The organism is Mucilaginibacter sediminis (genome assembly GCF_051903035.1).
GTDB lineage: Bacteria > Bacteroidota > Bacteroidia > Sphingobacteriales > Sphingobacteriaceae > Mucilaginibacter.
Genome location: NZ_CP170602.1, coordinates 251856 through 269764, shown reverse-complemented (window position 1 = coordinate 269764; position 17909 = coordinate 251856). Strand labels below are relative to the sequence as shown.

Genomic DNA, 17909 nt, shown 5'->3' with positions numbered 1-17909 from the left:
TTAATGTACTCCTTCCGTTATCTCTGCGGTATGTTCATTGCCTGTAAGGGAAGGAGTTTCTACCGGTTTAAAATTTGGTTGCCCTTGTTGATTCATGGTAACTGTTCCACTTATATTATATATATTGCCATTGGGTTGTATGATCTCCCATTTATCGTAAAATAGCGCAGCCATTTTATTGTAATAATGATCCCCACCAGGACGAGCGCTGAGAGACCTTGTTCCGGAAAATATGTTAGAATTGGAATAGTTTTCGCCCTGGCAAGCTAATACTGTTCTACCTAGTATTTGGCTTAATTTTCTTACAAGTGGGTCGCCGTTCATTCTAATTTGTATTTCCCCGCTGCCAGGATTCCCATCTTTCCAATATCGGCCTGTATTTTCATTGTGTACCGGTGTAGCTTGAAAGCACCCTAATAATACTACCATTCCTCCTTCTTTCACAAAAGAACCTAATTTTTTTAACTGAGCCTCATAATCATTTATTGGGTACGCATTGTCATAAGAGGCTGCTGTTTTTGCATCCAACGTGTATCGCTCATCACCCATAGTAATTGAGGAGACAGAAGCAGTACCGTGTCCCGAAAATATTATATTGTCAAATTTCTTTCCTATGAGCTCTAATTGTTTATTCACTTCATATACACCCTCGGCAGTCATCACGTTCATTTTTGAATGCAAAGCGGCTTGGTACTCACGCTCGATAGTGGCGTCCCTATCAAGTGGATAAACTATTGTCGAGGTGTAACTATTATCAAATCTTTGCCATTCAAGGCCATCGAGATCAATGCCATCAATCGGCCTGTTACTTCCAAATTGATAAGGGGTCAAATCTGGGTATTTAGGGCTTAACGGATCTACGCTCAAAAACCTGCCCACACGAGGATCGTAGATACGCATGCCATAGTCCTGCTGGTTACCGATACCTTTGCCTATATCGTTATCATTTTCCTTCCCGTTAAAGCCATATCGGTATGCCTTCCCTAAATCGAAGCTCCTTTTTGGTATCAGGGCGCCGAAAGCAAAATATTCCTGGGCAGTAGTCGCTTCCGGTTCGTAATAGTCAATGGTGGTTCCGTTGCTGCTGTGGGCTAAACGTTTATCCGTTATCGTAGCCAGTACGTTCCCGAGGTGATTAGATAGCTCGTACTGTTTATGCCCGATGGTATCCCAAACGGTTGCGGCGTTGTTATTGGACAGGTTAACATTGGGTTCCCAGGTTCCCAAACGGCTTCTGCCATACAGGTTCTGTTCGCGCCAGTTGACCTGATTTTGTTTATTGTCATAAACAGCCAGCGTATTGCCCTGCGTGTCCCTTACATACCAGGTGGTGAGTCCGTTGACAGTTTTGCTGGCACGCTGGCCGGCAGGGTCATAATTATAGGCGACAGACGGGCCCTCCGTTTTGGTGATGCCTTTGATCTTGCCGTAAACGGTCCAGTCGATGTTAGCGATATTGGCCTGCTGGTCTTTGACCAGGTTACCGATGGGGTCATACTGGTAGTTATCGGTGACCTGGTCGTGGAGGTCCTGCGGGTTATCAGCGCTGTTGTAAGGTACGGCATCGTTGACATGCCTTAATTTATTATTGACCAGGTTGCCGTTGCCGTCACGGTTATAGTTATAGGACAGGTCATCCATTGCTTTCGGGGCGGCAAAGGCGTCGCCCTGGCGGAAGGCGGTTTTGATATTGCCGTTGCCGTCATAACTGAACCGCTCGTTCATGCCGTCGTAGACGGTCAATGTTCCCGGGAGCGTGTTCTCGTGCGGGATATTGCCCGTGATCCTGTTCAGCTGGTCGTACCGGTAGGTATTCAGCATCGGCGGCTGGCCGATGGCGGGCAGGTTCTGGGCGATGCCGGCGATATTGCCGTTATAGAGCGGGTAGAAATCAGGCTGGGTCTCCAGTACTTTATCAAAAGGGTTGACCCCGCCGATGGGTTTGTAATCGTTCGGGTAATAATACAGGTTATAGCTGAAAGCGTCCTGGCCGACGCCGTTGGCGCCGTCGTTGCCTATATCGGTGGTTAAGGCGGGCTGCGCGGCGTTGACGGTGCGGTTCACGCCCTTTACCCAGCCCTGCAGCGTATAGGCATGGTCGATTCCCTGCACTTTGTTGTTGATATCGCCGAGTTCGTACCTGGCCAGCGGACCGTGCAGGTAATACTGGTAGGAGGCGTCCATCCGCTTTTTATCGGGATCGAGCTGGCTACCCCTGCCGGTGGCGTTGATATCGGCCAGCGGGCTGGTCCAGGCTTCGGTCAAGCGGTTTTCGGCATCGTAATTATAATCATAGTAAAACTGGTCGGGCTGGTTTTTCTGGTAACTGACAAAGTTCACTTTGCCGCTCACGAGGTCATATTCGTAGTCTATCCGTTTGAGCTCCAACCCCGCGATCTGCTGGTAAAGCGTTTTGACATTACCGTCCAGGTCATAGTTGTAATAGGTCGCCTGCTGCACCGGCCCGGCCTCGGTATCCCGGTAGGTGGACGCGGCAACGCGTTTACGGAGATTATCCTGGCTGACGGACTGGATGCCGTTGGTTGCAGGGGCAGGCATGTCGTAATAGGTGTTGGTGATCTGCACGTTGGTACCTGTGGCCAGGAAAGCGTTATAGGTGCTGTCACTGAGGTAATCCGGGTTACCCAGGTTGACAGCGGTTTGCTTTTTCTGCCCGACCTCGGTGATCTTGCCCAATGGTTCGTAAACGGTATAGCTGTAGTCGTTATTCGGCAGCTGTTTGTCGTTCTGCGAGGTGACCAGGCGGCTGAGCAGGTCGTACCAATAGCGGTTGATGCCGCCATCGGGGCTTTGCTGCTTGTTGACCTGGTTAGTGCTGTTGTAGGCATAGGTCGTCGGCATCCGGTGGTTCGGGAATACCGGGGCATAGGCGAACTCGTCCGTATTCAGGTTATCGATGGAAGTGACGGAGTTCGGGTCCGGGATATTGGCCCGGTACCAGTACATGGCCGTGTCATTGGTCGGCAGGAAGTAGGGGTTGGTTGCATTATGGTAAACCTCTGCCGAATCCATGATCCGGTTATACATTCGCAGGTGCTTCAGCGTGCCGAAGTTATCCGGCACATTGGCCGCCAGGCCGCCGGGGCCGATATTCAGGCCGCAGCCCGCGTAAGGCGCACCGGATACCGCCGGCATCAGCTTCCCGTTATAATAGGCTTTAATCGTATCCGTTAAAAAATTGCCGCTGGTCAGCACGACATGCTGCCAGTTGGTAAAAGGTGTTTGTTTCGCCACGCTCACAGTATAATGGCTCGCTGCCAGTATGCTGACCGAATTGGTGGCTGCCGAGTCCAGTTTATAAACATCTACGCTCATCAGCGTGTCATGAACGCAGGTCTGGAACAGGATCTTGTGATCGGGCGTGGTGGCCACCAGCTGGTTGCCGTTTTGGTGATTATTGTAAAACCACATTTCGATGCTGCGGCCCGCCGTGTCTTTGGCGGCCAGCATTTTGGACAGGGAATCCAGCGCGGACGGTTTATCGGTATGGACCATCGAATGGTCGTACACGTCATAGTCCGCCGCTACGGCGAATTGCTGCCGGTAATTATCGACCGCCGGGAAAGCGGATTCATCTAACAAAGAAACGCCTTCGGGCGGGACGGTCCGCACGAGGTTATCCGCCTGGTCGTAATAATACAGCGTATAGTGGTATACTTTCTGCGAGGCGAACAGGTTCAGGTTGGCCTGGGCCGCGGAGCAGGTACTGATATAGCTGGCCCGGAACAGGTTTTTTTGTTCCTCGATATAGGCCAGGTAATCCCGTTTCCCGTTGGCGACTTCGGCGGCCATCTGCCCCGCGATGCAGTCAAACGTATTGACCGGCTGCGCTGCCGCGGCCCCCACCTGGTTACAAAGTATTTTGCCGGGACTGGCCGCCAAGGCGGCTTCGTAATCCATGTACTGGTCATAGGTCAACACGAAACCCCAGCGCTGGTTCATAAAATTGGTAAAGATCAGCTGGTAGTTCGGGTCCGTCGTAGCCAGTCCGCCGGGGAACCCGGTTTGCAGGTCGGCTTTGGCTGCCGTATAATCGGTCGCCATTACGCAGCCGCTGGTACCCGGCTGCATAAACACCGGCAGGATCATATCGTAGGCTAATAGAAACCGGCACTGCGTGCAGGAGTTCTGCAAGGTGGCGAGGTCTGCTGCCGATAAACTCATGGCCGTGCCGTACAGCTGGGTCAGGTAATCAAACAGCGACAGGGAACTACCGTGCGCGGCATTATACGCGTCTTTTTGCCCCTGCAGCTGTTGCAGGCGGTCGCAAATGTCGCTGCTGCTGGCCGAAATGCTCATCGGGCTGCTTTGCTGTTTCGCGGTATACGGGTAGGGCGAGCCGATTAGCCAGGGATTGAGCTGGCTGGTAAAGCTGCCGATGTGCAGCGTCCCTTTGATCGCATCGCCGAAGCTCGCGTAGCCAGAGGCGGATAGCTGACCGGGGGGCAGTGTGCTGGCGCCGAAAGGATGGTCGAGGTCACCGCCCGCAGCGCAGATCTCGATCAATTTCGCCCGTAGGGCGGTGGTATCGGCGGTGGCGTAACCGCTGAGGCCCGGTCTCAACGTTGCCATCCAGCCGTCGGCATTGGCCTCGCAGGAGCTTTGCACCTGCTGCACGACCTTATCCTTGTTCTGCTGTACCTCGCTGGTTACGTCGCCGGTGATTATATTCCGGTTTATTTCGTTAAACCGGGATTCTTTAACGAGCAGCACCGCAGGACAACTGTTCGGCGCCGTGTCGTAGAGGGCGTCGAACAGCCAGACATTCTGCCGGTTGACGGTGGTATTATTGGCCTGGTGGATACTCAGGCAGGTATAGAACGTGGCGGTCGCGGCGACAGCCTGGCCCAGGGCGTTGGTGCCGTTAAAAACAGGCTGGCTGCCGGCAGTGCCTGGTATCACGGTCAGCAAATGCCGCTGGGGGAAGGTGCCGCTGAAGAACGTGTTATGACCTGCCACCGATACTGCCTCCACCACGACAGGGTTACTGCATACGGTCAGGTCCGCCGTGCCGTCGAAATACCAGGTTTCCTCTGTATTGCCTTCGCGGTGACCGAGTACCAGCTGATGATCGGTCACGCTGTACAGGGTATATTTTACGCCGTTGCTGTAAAGGGCGAAGTTGCAGTGCGGGTCCATTTCCCAGTTGGCGGAATAATTATGGATATCGCCGGCCACGTCATAAGTATTGTCCGGCCGGATGGTCAGTGTGCCGTAAAAATAGGAACTGCTGCCCGGCTGCAGGGTCGTGGTCCCGGTCAGCTGGTTATTGCTGTCGAATGTTTTTTGTACGATATGCGCGTTGTTCCAGGAATTGAACAGCAGCGGGTTGGCCAGGCAGTCCGGGCAAACGATCGACTGGATGCTCAGGCCTTGCACTGGGATATGCTCCGGCATACAGAAGGTTTGCTGGCCCTGCCCGGCCGCGAACTGGAACACGGTCTGCAGGCCGGAAATATCCGTACCGGCGGGGTACGCGATCGTTACCGTAACCGCGGTACCGAGTTTGCCGGGTACATAGGACAAGGAAATGGTCTGCTGCGGCGCGGGGCACTGGCTGGTTGGCGGGCCGTCCACGGCGGAATAGGCAGCTATCGTAAAATCAGACGGTACCGGGCAGGGGTTATTCGGCGGCAGTGCCAGGGGTGTACCGACCGGGCAGGCCCCGGCGCAGGTGGTTGTCGCCCTTAATTTTTCGTAGTATATATCTTTCAGGGAAAAATATAGTTCTTTATAGCTGCTCCACTCCCGGTCGGGTACCCGGCAGGAGGCCGTGGGTGAGCAATTGTCCCAGTTATTATTGGGGTCATTTGAGGTATTGGTATTCCCATTGACATCCCCGCAATAGGTCAGGTAGTCAACAAATCCGGTTAAGCTTTTTACGGTAGAAACCTGGTTGTTGGCGACATTAAGCGAGTAATTTAACAAATCGTTTTGTATAGCGCCTTTGAATGAAGCACCGGGGGCGCCGGTTTGAAAGAACGGATCGGCGCTGAGCAGCCAGGCCCCGTTGGCATGATCATATTGAAAGCCGGCGGGCGCGTTAGGAATAGCCGCGATGTCTGTAGCTTTGTCAATATCATCCTGCACCTGCTGGTCCCAGCTTTTAAAGGAGGCGTTGGCGATACAAAACTGCAGCTTACAATATTCTGGGTGGTATTGTAAGAAATCAAATGCCCAGCTGGCTTTCCAGTATTCTACCAGTTGCGGCAGGGTAAAGGAAGCATCATATGGCGAGGTGATGCTGCCATCGGGCAGGGTGATCAGCTCGGCCTGGTAGCGGCTGTCGCCACTGGCCAGTACCGGGAACTGGGTCCTCCAGTTGGCGGAGATCACATTGGTGGCGGGTTCCAGCGCCACGCCGTTTTTATCAAACAAGGCATACTGTCCTCCCGGCGATACGTCATCCAGCATCGGTTTTTCATACTGGTCGCACGGCGAAACGCTCGGGTGCAAATTACAGGTGGCCGCTAAGGAATCGCAATAAACCTTCAGGTAGTCGTATTTGGCGTTTACCCAGGTTTGAAAAGCGGTGCCCTGCACACTTGCCGAATCCACATCAAGGGCGGTCAGCCTATTGGAAAACAGGCTGATAAAATCATTTTTAAGCCCCAATGTTTTCACGCAGGTTTTGCAATCACTCAGGCATCCTTTAAAATCGATGCTGTCCAAATAAGGCAAAATAAAACTGAACTCTTTTCGCAAAGCACCGTTTTGCTGCCCCTTGATCACAAACTGGTCCACATAGTTTTCCATCACCGTCTTGCTGAAGGCCAACTCAAAGGAGATGTAATATTCCCCTATTTGCGGAAAATTAACGGTAAACGAATTAGTGGCATAGCCATGGTCGTTGCAATCCGCTGTCCTGGCGCCAATCTGTATAGGAGTGGTGGTCGAATAGACAACGCTGTTACAGTCATTCACGATTTTGATGCGGAGGTCATAATAGCAATTGCTGCAGATGGCCTTGGCCCCGCCGGGATACTGGTCGACAAGTTTTTCGACATTGTAATTCAATAACACGTCCCCGCTGATGGCCGCCAGATAGGTGGTCGTGGCCGAAATTTTTAAGGCCGAGTTATCAAAGGCGAATTTACTTTGATCGAGCAGGTTGATCGCCTTGTACTGTGCCGGTACGATAGAGCTCAGCGAATCCATGCCCGCAGGTGCCGGGCCGGTTAGCGCGGTGGCGATGGTTTTGCCGCTGGCATTGACATAGCTGATGCTGGCCTGCCCGTTGGGGTCGACGGTCATGTTCTTCAGGTAGTGGCTGGCAAAGCCTACATCGTTGCCAAACAGCTGGTCCAGCTCCCATTGCTCGGGTTTCCCGTAATAGAATTTGGTGGTTTTGCTGGGATAGGAATTGCCCGGCTGGAAGACCTTGCCTACGCCGCCCTGTACCTTCATCCGGCCGGTATTGTCGGCGGTATATTCATTGACCGATAAGGGGAAACCTTCGGCATCGGGGATATATTTATTGTAGTTTTTATCGCCCATAAAAGGGTTCTGGGGCGAATAATACAGCGAAGCGCCGGAGGAAGTTTTCAGCGGGTCGGGGTTGAACTCGCAGGAGGCGGCCGGGACTGCGCCCTTGATATTGGCCGCGTTATACGACGAATCGTTCGCGTTGAGGTTAAAATCTTTGAAATAATGCAGGTAGGGGTTGCCGCTGCCGCTCTCTTTGACGGGCGCGGGCAGGATGCTGGCGGTGGGGCGGCCGAACTCGTCATAGATATTTTCCTGTACGACCGCGACATTATCGGAATTGTTGATCGTTACGGTCTGCCGACCACGGAGCGAGCCGTCGAAATAGCTGACCACTTCTTTTTTCTTGCCTTCTTCGGCAAAACTGGCGGAGTACTGCCAGTTGAGGCTGTCCTGGTACCAGTTGAGCGCCCAGGCCGCGTAGCTGTTGTTGTCCTGGCGATAATCCCAGTCGCCGAGCAGCCGCGTGCCGTCCGCAGCGTATTGCACCTGCCGCATACGCACGAGGATATAGTCGTCGTTATAAACCAGGGAAAGCAGGTAAGCCTGGTCATGGGTGGTGATCCTGGAGGCATTGTGCAGGAAAAGCTTGCCGAGGATAACCGGGCTGACATTCCCTGCCGTCCCGGCGGCCATTTGCTGCACGGTGCTGAAATAAGGGTTGCCGTTGTTGACCGTGGTCCATTCAATATCATATTCTTCCGCGCCGCTGATGACCGACCAGGTCAGCTGGAGCTGGTTGCCCCCGTTAACCAGTCCTGTTGCCGGACTTGAGCCTGACGCACCGCTGCGCAGACTCATCAGTAATTTGGATTTATGGCTCGCAGAAAAGCCGGTCGCCGGAGCGGCCTGTGAAGTATTGTCAAGGCCCGCAGCCATCACGACGTTTGGCCGGATGCCCTGGTGCGGCCTGAAACGGTACTGCCTGTCGATCACGATATGGCTGCTCAGTTGGAAGGCCGCGGGCAGGTCGTTCCCGTATTCCGGGCTGTAGATATTTTCAACGGTTACCCTGATCCAGTACGCACCCGCAAAAGAATAGGAATCGGTTATTTTATAATTGCTTCCTTTTTTTACTGAATAATTGACGTTTAGCCCGATATTTTTAACCTCCGGTACGAGCTGGCCGGGTGAGCTCAGGTATTCGACCTTCAGTTTGAGCTGGCAGCTGAAATCTTTGGTTAACAAAGCCTCGTCGGTAATGCGCAGGGCGATAAAATCCTTCACCGAGATATTGGTGATATCGCCCCAGTTGAATTTTGCATTGTTGAACTTTTCGTCCTTAACAATCAGCGTATCGTTCCGCTTGATCCTGCCCTTGATGAAGTTTTCATAAGGTTCAGTGCCCGCAAAGGCCGCCAGCCGGAGCAAAAAGGCACAAATAAAGGTAACGGCGATGAATTTCAGCGTTCTGGTCATCGGTTCAGGTTTACAGGATGATCAATTCATAACTGGCGTACTTCTGCTGAAGCGCCCATTTTCCATTTGCTTTCCGCACGACATCCCCGGCCACCGGGTACAGGCCGGCTTCGGCCCGGTCCTCCTGCCGGTCGACCCGGATCCGGACCTGCTTCTCGGTGGTTGTATTGGGGATGTCGGTAATGTCTGTAAAACGGCTGTAGACCTGCTGCAGCTTATTGGACAGGGTATCATAGGTCACCGACAATTCCTTACAGGTCACATGCCTTTCGTTACGGATGGAGATCTTTTTTGACGCGCCTTGCGCTACGGCGAGCAGACTGTAATTCTCCGAGCGCATCTGGGAAATGATCAGCGTGGTGCTTTTTACCGGCGGTGCCGCCTCGAAGTGTTCGTTGGACAGGGCGATCTTCTGATTTTCATGATCGATAAAAATGTTCAGCCCGTCCTGGTTGAGGGTCTCAGTCCGGCCAAGCAGGTAATAAATGGTTTTGCCCCGTTTGTTAAACAGGAATTTCAGGTTGCGGACATTATTGGCCGAGTCTTTGCCATCCGTTACATCGATGCTGCCTGCATACAGGCAGTTGACTTTGTTATAGTCCATAGAACGCAGCAGGCTGTTGAACTTTCCGACCGTCAGGGTATCATATACCAAAACGGGCAGGGTGCTGGCCTGCGCTGTTTTCCGCGGCGCAGCCGGCCGGCTGCTGACAGCAAGGCCGACGGCACGGCCCAGCAGGGCAAGCCCGGTTAAGGCGGCAGCAATCAATAGGGTAATTTTAACTTTAGCTATTTTTTTCATAACAAACTCGGAATAAATCAGGAACCGCTTTTTTTATAGGATGAGCGGGTCTCCTTAATGGTCATGATCCCCCGCTCGGTTTCTTTTTTGACCCGGATCAGCAGGCCTTCATCGTCATACTCGTAAAAGGTTGCGAAGCCGTTTTCGTCCAGCTCAGCCATCAGGCGCATCGTTTTGTCATCATACACGTAAGTTTTCATGTGCGAGTCAAAAGGGTGCATCCGGATATCGTCAATATACACCGCCGGGTCAACCGGACTGATCAATACATGAAAGCTGTTATCTGTACCAAGTGCGGATGTGGTGATAGCGCCTTCAACGAGTTTCCAGTCTTCAACGAGTGCTTTGCAGATAAGCGGTACATTCGTTCCGTTGACCGACAGGGTCAGGTTAACCGATTTGTCGGCGGGATGCGTGTCCCTCACCCAGGCATTGAAAATATATTTCTTTGCCGGATTAGGCTCAAAACCATTGGGATATATGCCGACATCGTTCCGGGTATTGTATTCGCCGTATTCATTAATGGTAAGCAGGCTGTCGATACCTAGCTTTCGTTCGTGGATACGGGTGTTCAGCTGTATCCCGGCGGCGGGCAGCAGCACGCTGTAGTTCCCCGAATGCGCGGTATCGGCGACGATCAGCGGTTTGATCGAAGCCATTGTGCCCGCCTGCACGAATTCAAAGGACTTCGTACTGTCCGGCACGGTGCCCGGCGTAAAGAAGCTATCCTCAAAACTGCCGGTATAGATCTCCCGGTTCATCGCGTTGGAAGCCACCGCGGCGGGCAGTTCCCCGTTGAAGATGAATTTCGCTGCGCTGTACCGGTTCAGGGCATCCTTGTTTTCGAGCTGCTGGCCGAATTTATCATAAGAGGTAACCGTATTGGCGGTCACCCAGCGCGCCCGGTTGCCGGCCTGGTTGCTTTGCCAGCCGGGCGTTTCTCCTTTAGTAATATCCCCGTAAAACCAGTAAGAAGCAAAATTTTGAATATAACCGCCAGATTTCACGTCAACGCCTTTTTCGGGTAAACTGGAGCTGTATCGGCTTTGCTGGAACACCTTGCTTTGGTAAGCCCGCCAGTTGCCCAGGTAACCGCCGATATAGGGGTTGGTGAACCGGCGGTAGGTAAAGCGGTAGGTTTTCACACCATTGACAGTCCGGAAGCTCTGCAGGTCGGGGTTATTCACGAGGTTCCTGGTGGTAAACAGCACCTGGATGCCCGAACCGTCAGCGGGTGCGTTTTCCAGTTGACTGAGCGTATTGTGGTACAGCTCGAGGCCGATCCCGCCGGGGTTGCTGGACGGGTTGTCCGGTTGTCCTGTTTGCAATGGCAGGTTGGTACATTCCGCCGTTAAATAATGCTTCCCGGCCGTCAGGTGCAGCGGCAGCACCGTCCAGTACAACGGGCTTTGGGCAGGGTTGGGCAGGGGCACGTTATCGATCGAATAATGAAAATCGTCGTCGCCCGAATAGCCGAGGGTATACAAGCCCTCGCTGGCGACGCTGAAGGTCGTTTCAAAACCCTGGCTGACATTCAGGTACTGGGTATTCGGCGGGTTAAGCCAAATACCGGAACGGTCGAGCCCGCCTTTTAAAAAGGCGTTCTGCACGATCCGCGTGCCGGGTGTATCGAGCAGCATCGCCCCGTCGTGGCCATGGTTGGCATTGCCTGCCGAAGCGGTAAAGGTAAATACCGCGGAAGTATTTTCCACGCGGGTGCTGTCGGAAGGGTTATTGCTCCGTTCTATCGGCCAGCTCTGGTTAAATGTAGCCGCGGACGCGTTGATCACCCCCAGGCCGGTCATATCTTCGTTGGCAGTGATGCGGAGCTTCCCGCCCTGGATCGGGTTATTAAGCGAAACGATCGCGGCGGTCTCCTCGTCCAGCAGGTTCCGGAAGCCCGAACGTACCAGTTTGACCAGGCCGGCGGCATTAAAATAGGAAATCAGCTGGCCTTTGCGGTTGATGAGCTTTTTGGACGTGCCGGTTGCCTGGTCGGCCCGGTTGTCGATGACCCAGTACCGGGTACCGGTTGTGAGGTCCGCGATCTCGTCGCCGGCCTGTAAAAACCCGCTGTAACCGGCCGGCTCACCGTTGGCGTTGGTACTGAAATTTTTCAGCACGATGCCCTGGTTCTGGTAGGCTGCCCCCATCCCTTTGTAAGCCCAATAGGCCGGCAGGTTCAGCGAATAGATATTTTTGTTAAACTCGTTCTGGGTCTTGGTAACAAGCGCTTTGCCGGTTACACCATCATAGGCTAAGTTTTGTGTGGTGATAGATGATCCGTTTTCTGTCTGCACCACTTTGTCGATAATACCGTAGCAGGTGCTGATCTTGACAGCACAAGCCGATCTGAATAACTTATATTCAGAATTATCCCCGTTCGGAAAATGCGGCAGGGGAAAGCTGAACCAACTTAACCCAACCATATCAAATCCAAGGTTGTAGGAATGGCCGGGGTTCCGGGATTCATTTTCGCGGAAATCGGTAAAAAACTCGATATCTCGCCCGATCACCTGGTTGGGCGAGACCGTGCCGTCTGGGTTGACGATATTAACCAGGTTTTTCAGGCGCATTTCCGAGGCGCCCCTGGGTTCCGCATTATAATAATAGATGGTTGAAGCGATCTCCGAACGCGCCGAATTGTATGTCTTAACCGCCTTCGCCTTGCCGTGCATATCGTTGAGCTCCACAGCATAACCCTGGGACAGGCATAATTCATCTATACTGGTAGCCCCGAGAAAAGAAAGATAGTTAATGGGTTTATTGTGCTTGGGCAAAATAGGCATTACCGTTACGTTAACCGGGAAATCCTTCGCCGTATAAAACTCATTCTCGATATAGCCGGTGCGCAATGCAGGGTCAGGATTACCGTACTTGTCCAGGTCGGTAACCGTAACTTTGCTATATCCGACCGTCGGGGCCGGGAAGAAAGATTCCCCAAAAGGCTCTTCCAGTTCGAAGAAGTTATCAATGGCTCCTTTTATTTTTTGCACATAAGGAACAGGTTGTTTTAAAGGGTTCTCATCATTACCTACCGATGGCTCATAAGCAGCTACGCCGCTACTTATGGTTATCCCACTGTCGGTGTCTACTGTCGTATAATCATAGGCCTGGCCATAGCTTGCGGTGAACCCCTTGGTATTGCCCGACATCTCCTGCCAGTCGTCGCTGATCCGGATCTTTTTTACCCTTACTCCTCCACCTAATTTAAAACCGTCCTGTTTGGTGAGTTTCACAAACGATTTGTTCAGTTGAATTTGCGCAGCAAAATTTCGTTTAAAGGACTTCTGGTAGAAATTCTGGGAAAGTTCGCTTAAATTCCCGAACGCGCTAAAGATGGCGGACACCGCTTTAGACACCGAGGATTGCGCGGTTTCACTCCCCGCTCTTTTGTCAAAGCCGGGATAAGCAAAGCGGGGATATTCATTTTTGATCTTCTGCCAGGCAGAAAAAATAATGGGGTTAGCCGTAACCCCGCCATCACTCCTGTCTTCCAGCATGATGCTGGCATACTGACCGGATACAGATACCGAGGTTACCTTCGAATAACAGGGCACAAAATCATAATCCGTTTCCGGGGTACTGTAGCTGTAGGGCGTCGACATTTTGGTGAACACCTTGGAGTATATATAGTCCGCACCGTTCAGGTAGTTCTTTTTGAACCATTGGGTCTGGTTTTCGGTGTTGCCCGGGGCGGTCGAAATTTTGACTTTGAACCCTTTGGCAACTCTTAAACAGCTGTCAGAGGCAGCGTCCAGGTCGTTTCCCCGGGCATCGATAAATGATTGGATGCCCGACATGGTCATGACCCGCTTATTTTGTACATAAGCATAATCGTCGGATTCATAATTGACATTGATCTCTCCGCCGGTCGGCAACTTGATCTTATTCAAATGCCACAAGGCAGCATTCTGATCCACCCGATCCTTTACAGAATGACTGCCAGGTTCGTCCTGGTTGGTATAAGGGTATTCGTCATTTTTCAGGGGCAGGTTATTTTCACCTGTAGCTTTATATACCCCCCAGCGATCCGTTGCCATATCAGCATAGCCTATGTCCTGACCGTTTACAGCTTTGCTGTAGGAGAAATCATAGGGGTGTTTACTTCCCCTGGTGCTGTTACCATATTGAAAATAAATCCTTTTTAAAGTTAATTTACCCCCTTTATTGGGATCTGCGGATAACCCGCTTTGATTATCGGCCGAGTTTGGCACTCCTTTGCAAAGTTCATAGTTATATTCAAACTTAACTACCTTAATGGGCTTGCTCATATCCGCCTTGGAATAAAGACGGATCTCTTTGAGACATTTTTGCCGGTTATTGAGGTCCGTGCTTGCCCCGGTGTAATCGGTCACCCCAAGCGCGTCCCGCCTGTCCTGTGTGATGAAATAAGCAATCTTGGTCTTGGATTCAATAGAATTTGCATACCAGACTTCCTTTTCGCCATATACAATACTGGCCTTGTCATCGTCGGGATCGGCAAGCTGCCCCCTGTTTAACGTGGCATTATGGAAAGGGGTGCGCCATTTAAACAGACTGGGAAGTTTGGAGTAATTGAATTTAATAGCTGTACCGGGATCGTCGTCGCTTATCCCGTCATTGGTACGGTCGATATAATCCGGTGATAATATGGCGGTCAATAAAAAACTGGACGCATATGCGGGCGTGGTTTGTTTCTGATAATAGTTATCTATCCCTTTGGTATGGTTAATACCTGAACCGTCAACCAGCAATGGCACCTGGTTATTGGTACCTGCAACAATATCGTAGTCCTTTCCTTTCGCGCCTACGGCGAAACTATATTCCGACTGTTTGGTATTGTAAACAGGTATACCATATATCAATCTTTTACCGGTAGGATTGGTTACAGTAATTTCGGATATATGGTGCTTTTGGTGATAGGCATTATCAACACGGGGCAAATGACTGGCCGGTACCGGTTTATGATTAACCGGGAGCTGAAAGCTGGCGGAATCATTAAAACTGTAATTACTGATATCCTTATCCAGGCCAGTTTTGGCCGCCTCTTCCGCAGTGAGATAAGAGATTACATCACTGCTTTTCTGGCGGGTGTTTTTTTTCAGGCTTGTTAACGAGGCATTGGTAAAAGCGGCATTAGCCGTTTTACCTGTGATACTTACTTCCAGCGGTTGTGTGCCATGGAGTTTGGAAACCATATCGTTATCTTCCGCTGTTTTCTCACCAACTACTTTAAAATAGGCATGCTGCGCATTTGGATTATCGTAGGAGACGTCCTGGAAATCACCTTTGTTCAGGTAATTATTATTATCGACCCACTTGCGGCTCGTACTTTTGGTGCTTTGCTTGAATAACGTGACACCGGCATGAAAAGTAGCGCCGTACCCTATGTCACCGCCAATAGTGGTCACCTTGTTGTCGTCGCTCACTTCATTATCAAAAAAAACGCCCGAACCACCGCGGTATAACCGGAACTGGCCTGAGCCGCCCTGGCTGGTATAAGAAAAAAGATCGGGTGTATGCACTGGCAATGCCAGGTTCGGGATGTCCGGTATAACCGGGTTCTCTTTTTCCCGGATAAAATCCATAGCTGCATTCTTTTGATTTTTTCCCCTTTCCGCGTATAAAAAGCCGTAAGCGGGGTTAAACAGCTGCTGCTGGGCAACCTCCCGGACGCTTTTATAACCGGATCCGCCAAAACCAACGAAAAACGTTTCCGCAGCAGGCCCGGCATCTATACTGAATGAGCCGTATCTCGATTTGTAAGGAATATCAATATTAGGTAATATCGGTTCGGTATTGAATGATATAAAGGAACCGGAGGAACTCGTTGAGCCGGATAGCCCTTCTCTTTCTTTGCCTTTTCTTTTGCCGTCTGCAGCCTTTTTTTCTCTGGTAACGGCTATTCCATAGCTTGAACCAAGCGTAAGGCTCTTCATGCCAGACCGGCTGTTAAACCCGAGAGAAGCACTTAAACTGGCACGTTCAGAAACGTTTTTATCTTTTTTTTCTTTGATACCAAGGCTTAAATAGGGGCTCACATCCACCCCACTTGCCGTACTGGAGGTAAGCCCGGTACCCAGGCCTGCGGTCATCCCGCCTTCATTCGGTGAACCAAATGAAATACCCGCGTTGACACCCACGGTGGCACCTATACCCGTATAATTATCGCTAAATACCCCTAAGGTAAATGAGCCGGAACCGGTAAGATTTTTGCCGAGCCCGATAACCTCCGCTTTTATGGATAAGCTACCTCCAACGGTAACTTTGGGTTTAGTGTAATGCTCTGTTTCCACTAAATCACCGGACATATCATCCGGAAGTCCCCGTAACTGGCGGTTGATCGCGCCGACATTAACATTCCAGCCGAGACCTGTCCAGCTGGCTTCGTCATCCATGCCGCTTCCCGAATCGTAATTCAGGTTAAGAGGATAACCGTCCACATCCATCAGCGGGATATTGTATTTAAAATCCCCGGTGAACAGGTCCACCATATCGGAGGTACCGGCGGGGGTAAAAGCCGTCGTTTCGGGCTGCGTCGGCCCCGAGGTCAGTGCATAGCTCAGGCAGGGCGTCAGGATATTGGTCACCATCAGGCAAAGCAGCCCTGCTGCGATTTTCTTTTGAGATCTTCTGTTCATATTCATCCGGCCGTATGTCATGGCCTGTTTAAATTCATTTCGTATGTCTTGCCGTCGATAAAACGGTCCCGGTACAGGATACTGAGCGTTTTCATTTTAAGCCCCGGAGTGACAGCAATAGTCACCAGGTATTCAAAACAGGTTGATAAGCCATTGGCAACGGGCTGCACAAGCTGGGGCTGCATGGTTTGATTACCATATTTCACGGTAAAAGCGCTATCCATGTGGTAGTAGAAATCCGCAGCACGGCCGTTACGGCTGTTTGCGCCCAGCCAGGCCCTGGATGGGTATATCCTGACTTTATAGTTCAGTTCCGCCGTATCCCGCGCGGACTCTTTCATCCGTAGGGCCTGCAGGCTGAGCGTGGCTGAGCGTACCTCCCTGAAATCTTCCATCCCCGCCAGCCACCGCTCTGTCGGCGTTTTACAGGCTGTAAAGGTGACTATGATTAAAAAAAGTAAGTTTCGCTTCATCTCAGTCTTTGTATATAAACCTTAAAATCTTAACCGTTCCGTCCGGCAGCCATACCTTCATGATATAGGAGCTGCCGTCGGAAAAGGCATCGGTGTTGGCCAGGTCGATCAATACCTTATTTTTTCCTTTCAGCAGTTTGATTCCGGGCAGGCCTTTGATCTTTTTCCCGGGATTATTCAGACTCTCCACCTGGTATTTGAGCGGCTGCGCGTTATAAGGGTTCTGCAGGGCGAACTTGATGGTCTCCACGGCGACATAATAATTGCCCCGGGCCAGGTCCTCAATGTCCCGGTAACCGCCTTCTTCGGGTACGGGCGTTTTTTTGTTCTCCCGGCAGCCCACATGGAACGACCATACCTCCGAACGGTTCAATACCGTCTGGTCCTTGTAAGCCGTTACCTGCCAGGCATAGTTTTTACCTTCTTCAAGTTCCCGCGCGATAGCCGGGTAAGGCAGTATGGGAGAATTGATCATCGACTGGTTCAGAACCGGCAGGTTGTAGTTCAGCGCTTCCACGGCATTCTGACCGCTTTTTATTTCCGAGATAACCAGCTGGTAAGCCGAACCGGAGATCCCGGGCAGCAGTGGCTGCCAACTCAGCAGCGGCCGTTTTTCACAAATGGTGTCCCGGTCATAGGGCTCTGACAGGTGCAGCTCCGAAAAAGGAATCAGTTCATAATTGAAACATTGCTCGACCGGGAGATCGGCTCCGCTACCGGAAAAGTTCAGGGTAAAGCAGTACTCGTAATCGCCGGCCGGGAAATTATGGTCATGCCGGGTAATGACCGAAACCGGGTTATTATAAAACTGGATATTGGAACTCTTCAGCGAGGTGCCCGGTATCGAATTCAGGCCCGGTGAAAGGTTAAAACTGGTGGTGGTCAACGTCACGATACTACCGCTTTTCCGTTCGTTTACCGATACGGTCAGGGTAGCAGACCTGTTGCCCGAAGCGTTTAATATCCTGCAGTTCAGCAAGCCGTCGACGCTCCGCCCGTAAACGTCGGGTACGAACTGGAAGGTGACCTGGCCCAGGGCCGGTACCGAAAAAAGCAGTGCGATGAGGGTTAAGATTTTTTTCATGG

At 51.7% G+C, this 17909-nt stretch carries 5 protein-coding genes; all 5 read right to left on the bottom strand.

Annotated features, from left to right (window positions below; all coding sequences use genetic code 11):
- Genes ACFGVS_RS01040 through ACFGVS_RS01020 form a run of 5 tightly spaced genes read right to left on the bottom strand, consistent with a single transcriptional unit; the run spans window position 1 to window position 17907 of the window.
- Window positions 1-8925 carry an RHS repeat-associated core domain-containing protein gene (locus ACFGVS_RS01040; RefSeq protein ID WP_439697096.1) on the bottom strand — a complete coding sequence of 2975 codons (8925 nt, stop codon included), beginning with the start codon at window positions 8923-8925 and terminating at the stop codon, window positions 1-3.
- Between the two features lie 10 nt (window positions 8926-8935).
- On the bottom strand, window positions 8936-9727 hold the full coding sequence (locus tag ACFGVS_RS01035; RefSeq protein WP_439697095.1) for a hypothetical protein: 792 nt from the start codon (window positions 9725-9727) through the stop codon (window positions 8936-8938).
- A gap of 17 nt (window positions 9728-9744) precedes the next feature.
- Entirely contained in the window at window positions 9745-16350 is a 6606-nt protein-coding gene (locus tag ACFGVS_RS01030; RefSeq protein ID WP_439697094.1) for a hypothetical protein, read from the bottom strand.
- Window positions 16351-16367: 17 nt separating this feature from the next.
- Window positions 16368-16823 (bottom strand): hypothetical protein, encoded by a 456-nt coding sequence (locus ACFGVS_RS01025; protein WP_439697093.1) that lies wholly within the window; start codon window positions 16821-16823, stop codon window positions 16368-16370.
- 1 nt (window position 16824) lies between these two features.
- Window positions 16825-17907 (bottom strand): DUF928 domain-containing protein, encoded by a 1083-nt coding sequence (locus tag ACFGVS_RS01020; RefSeq protein WP_439697092.1) that lies wholly within the window; start codon window positions 17905-17907, stop codon window positions 16825-16827.
- Window positions 17908-17909 lie beyond the last annotated feature (2 nt).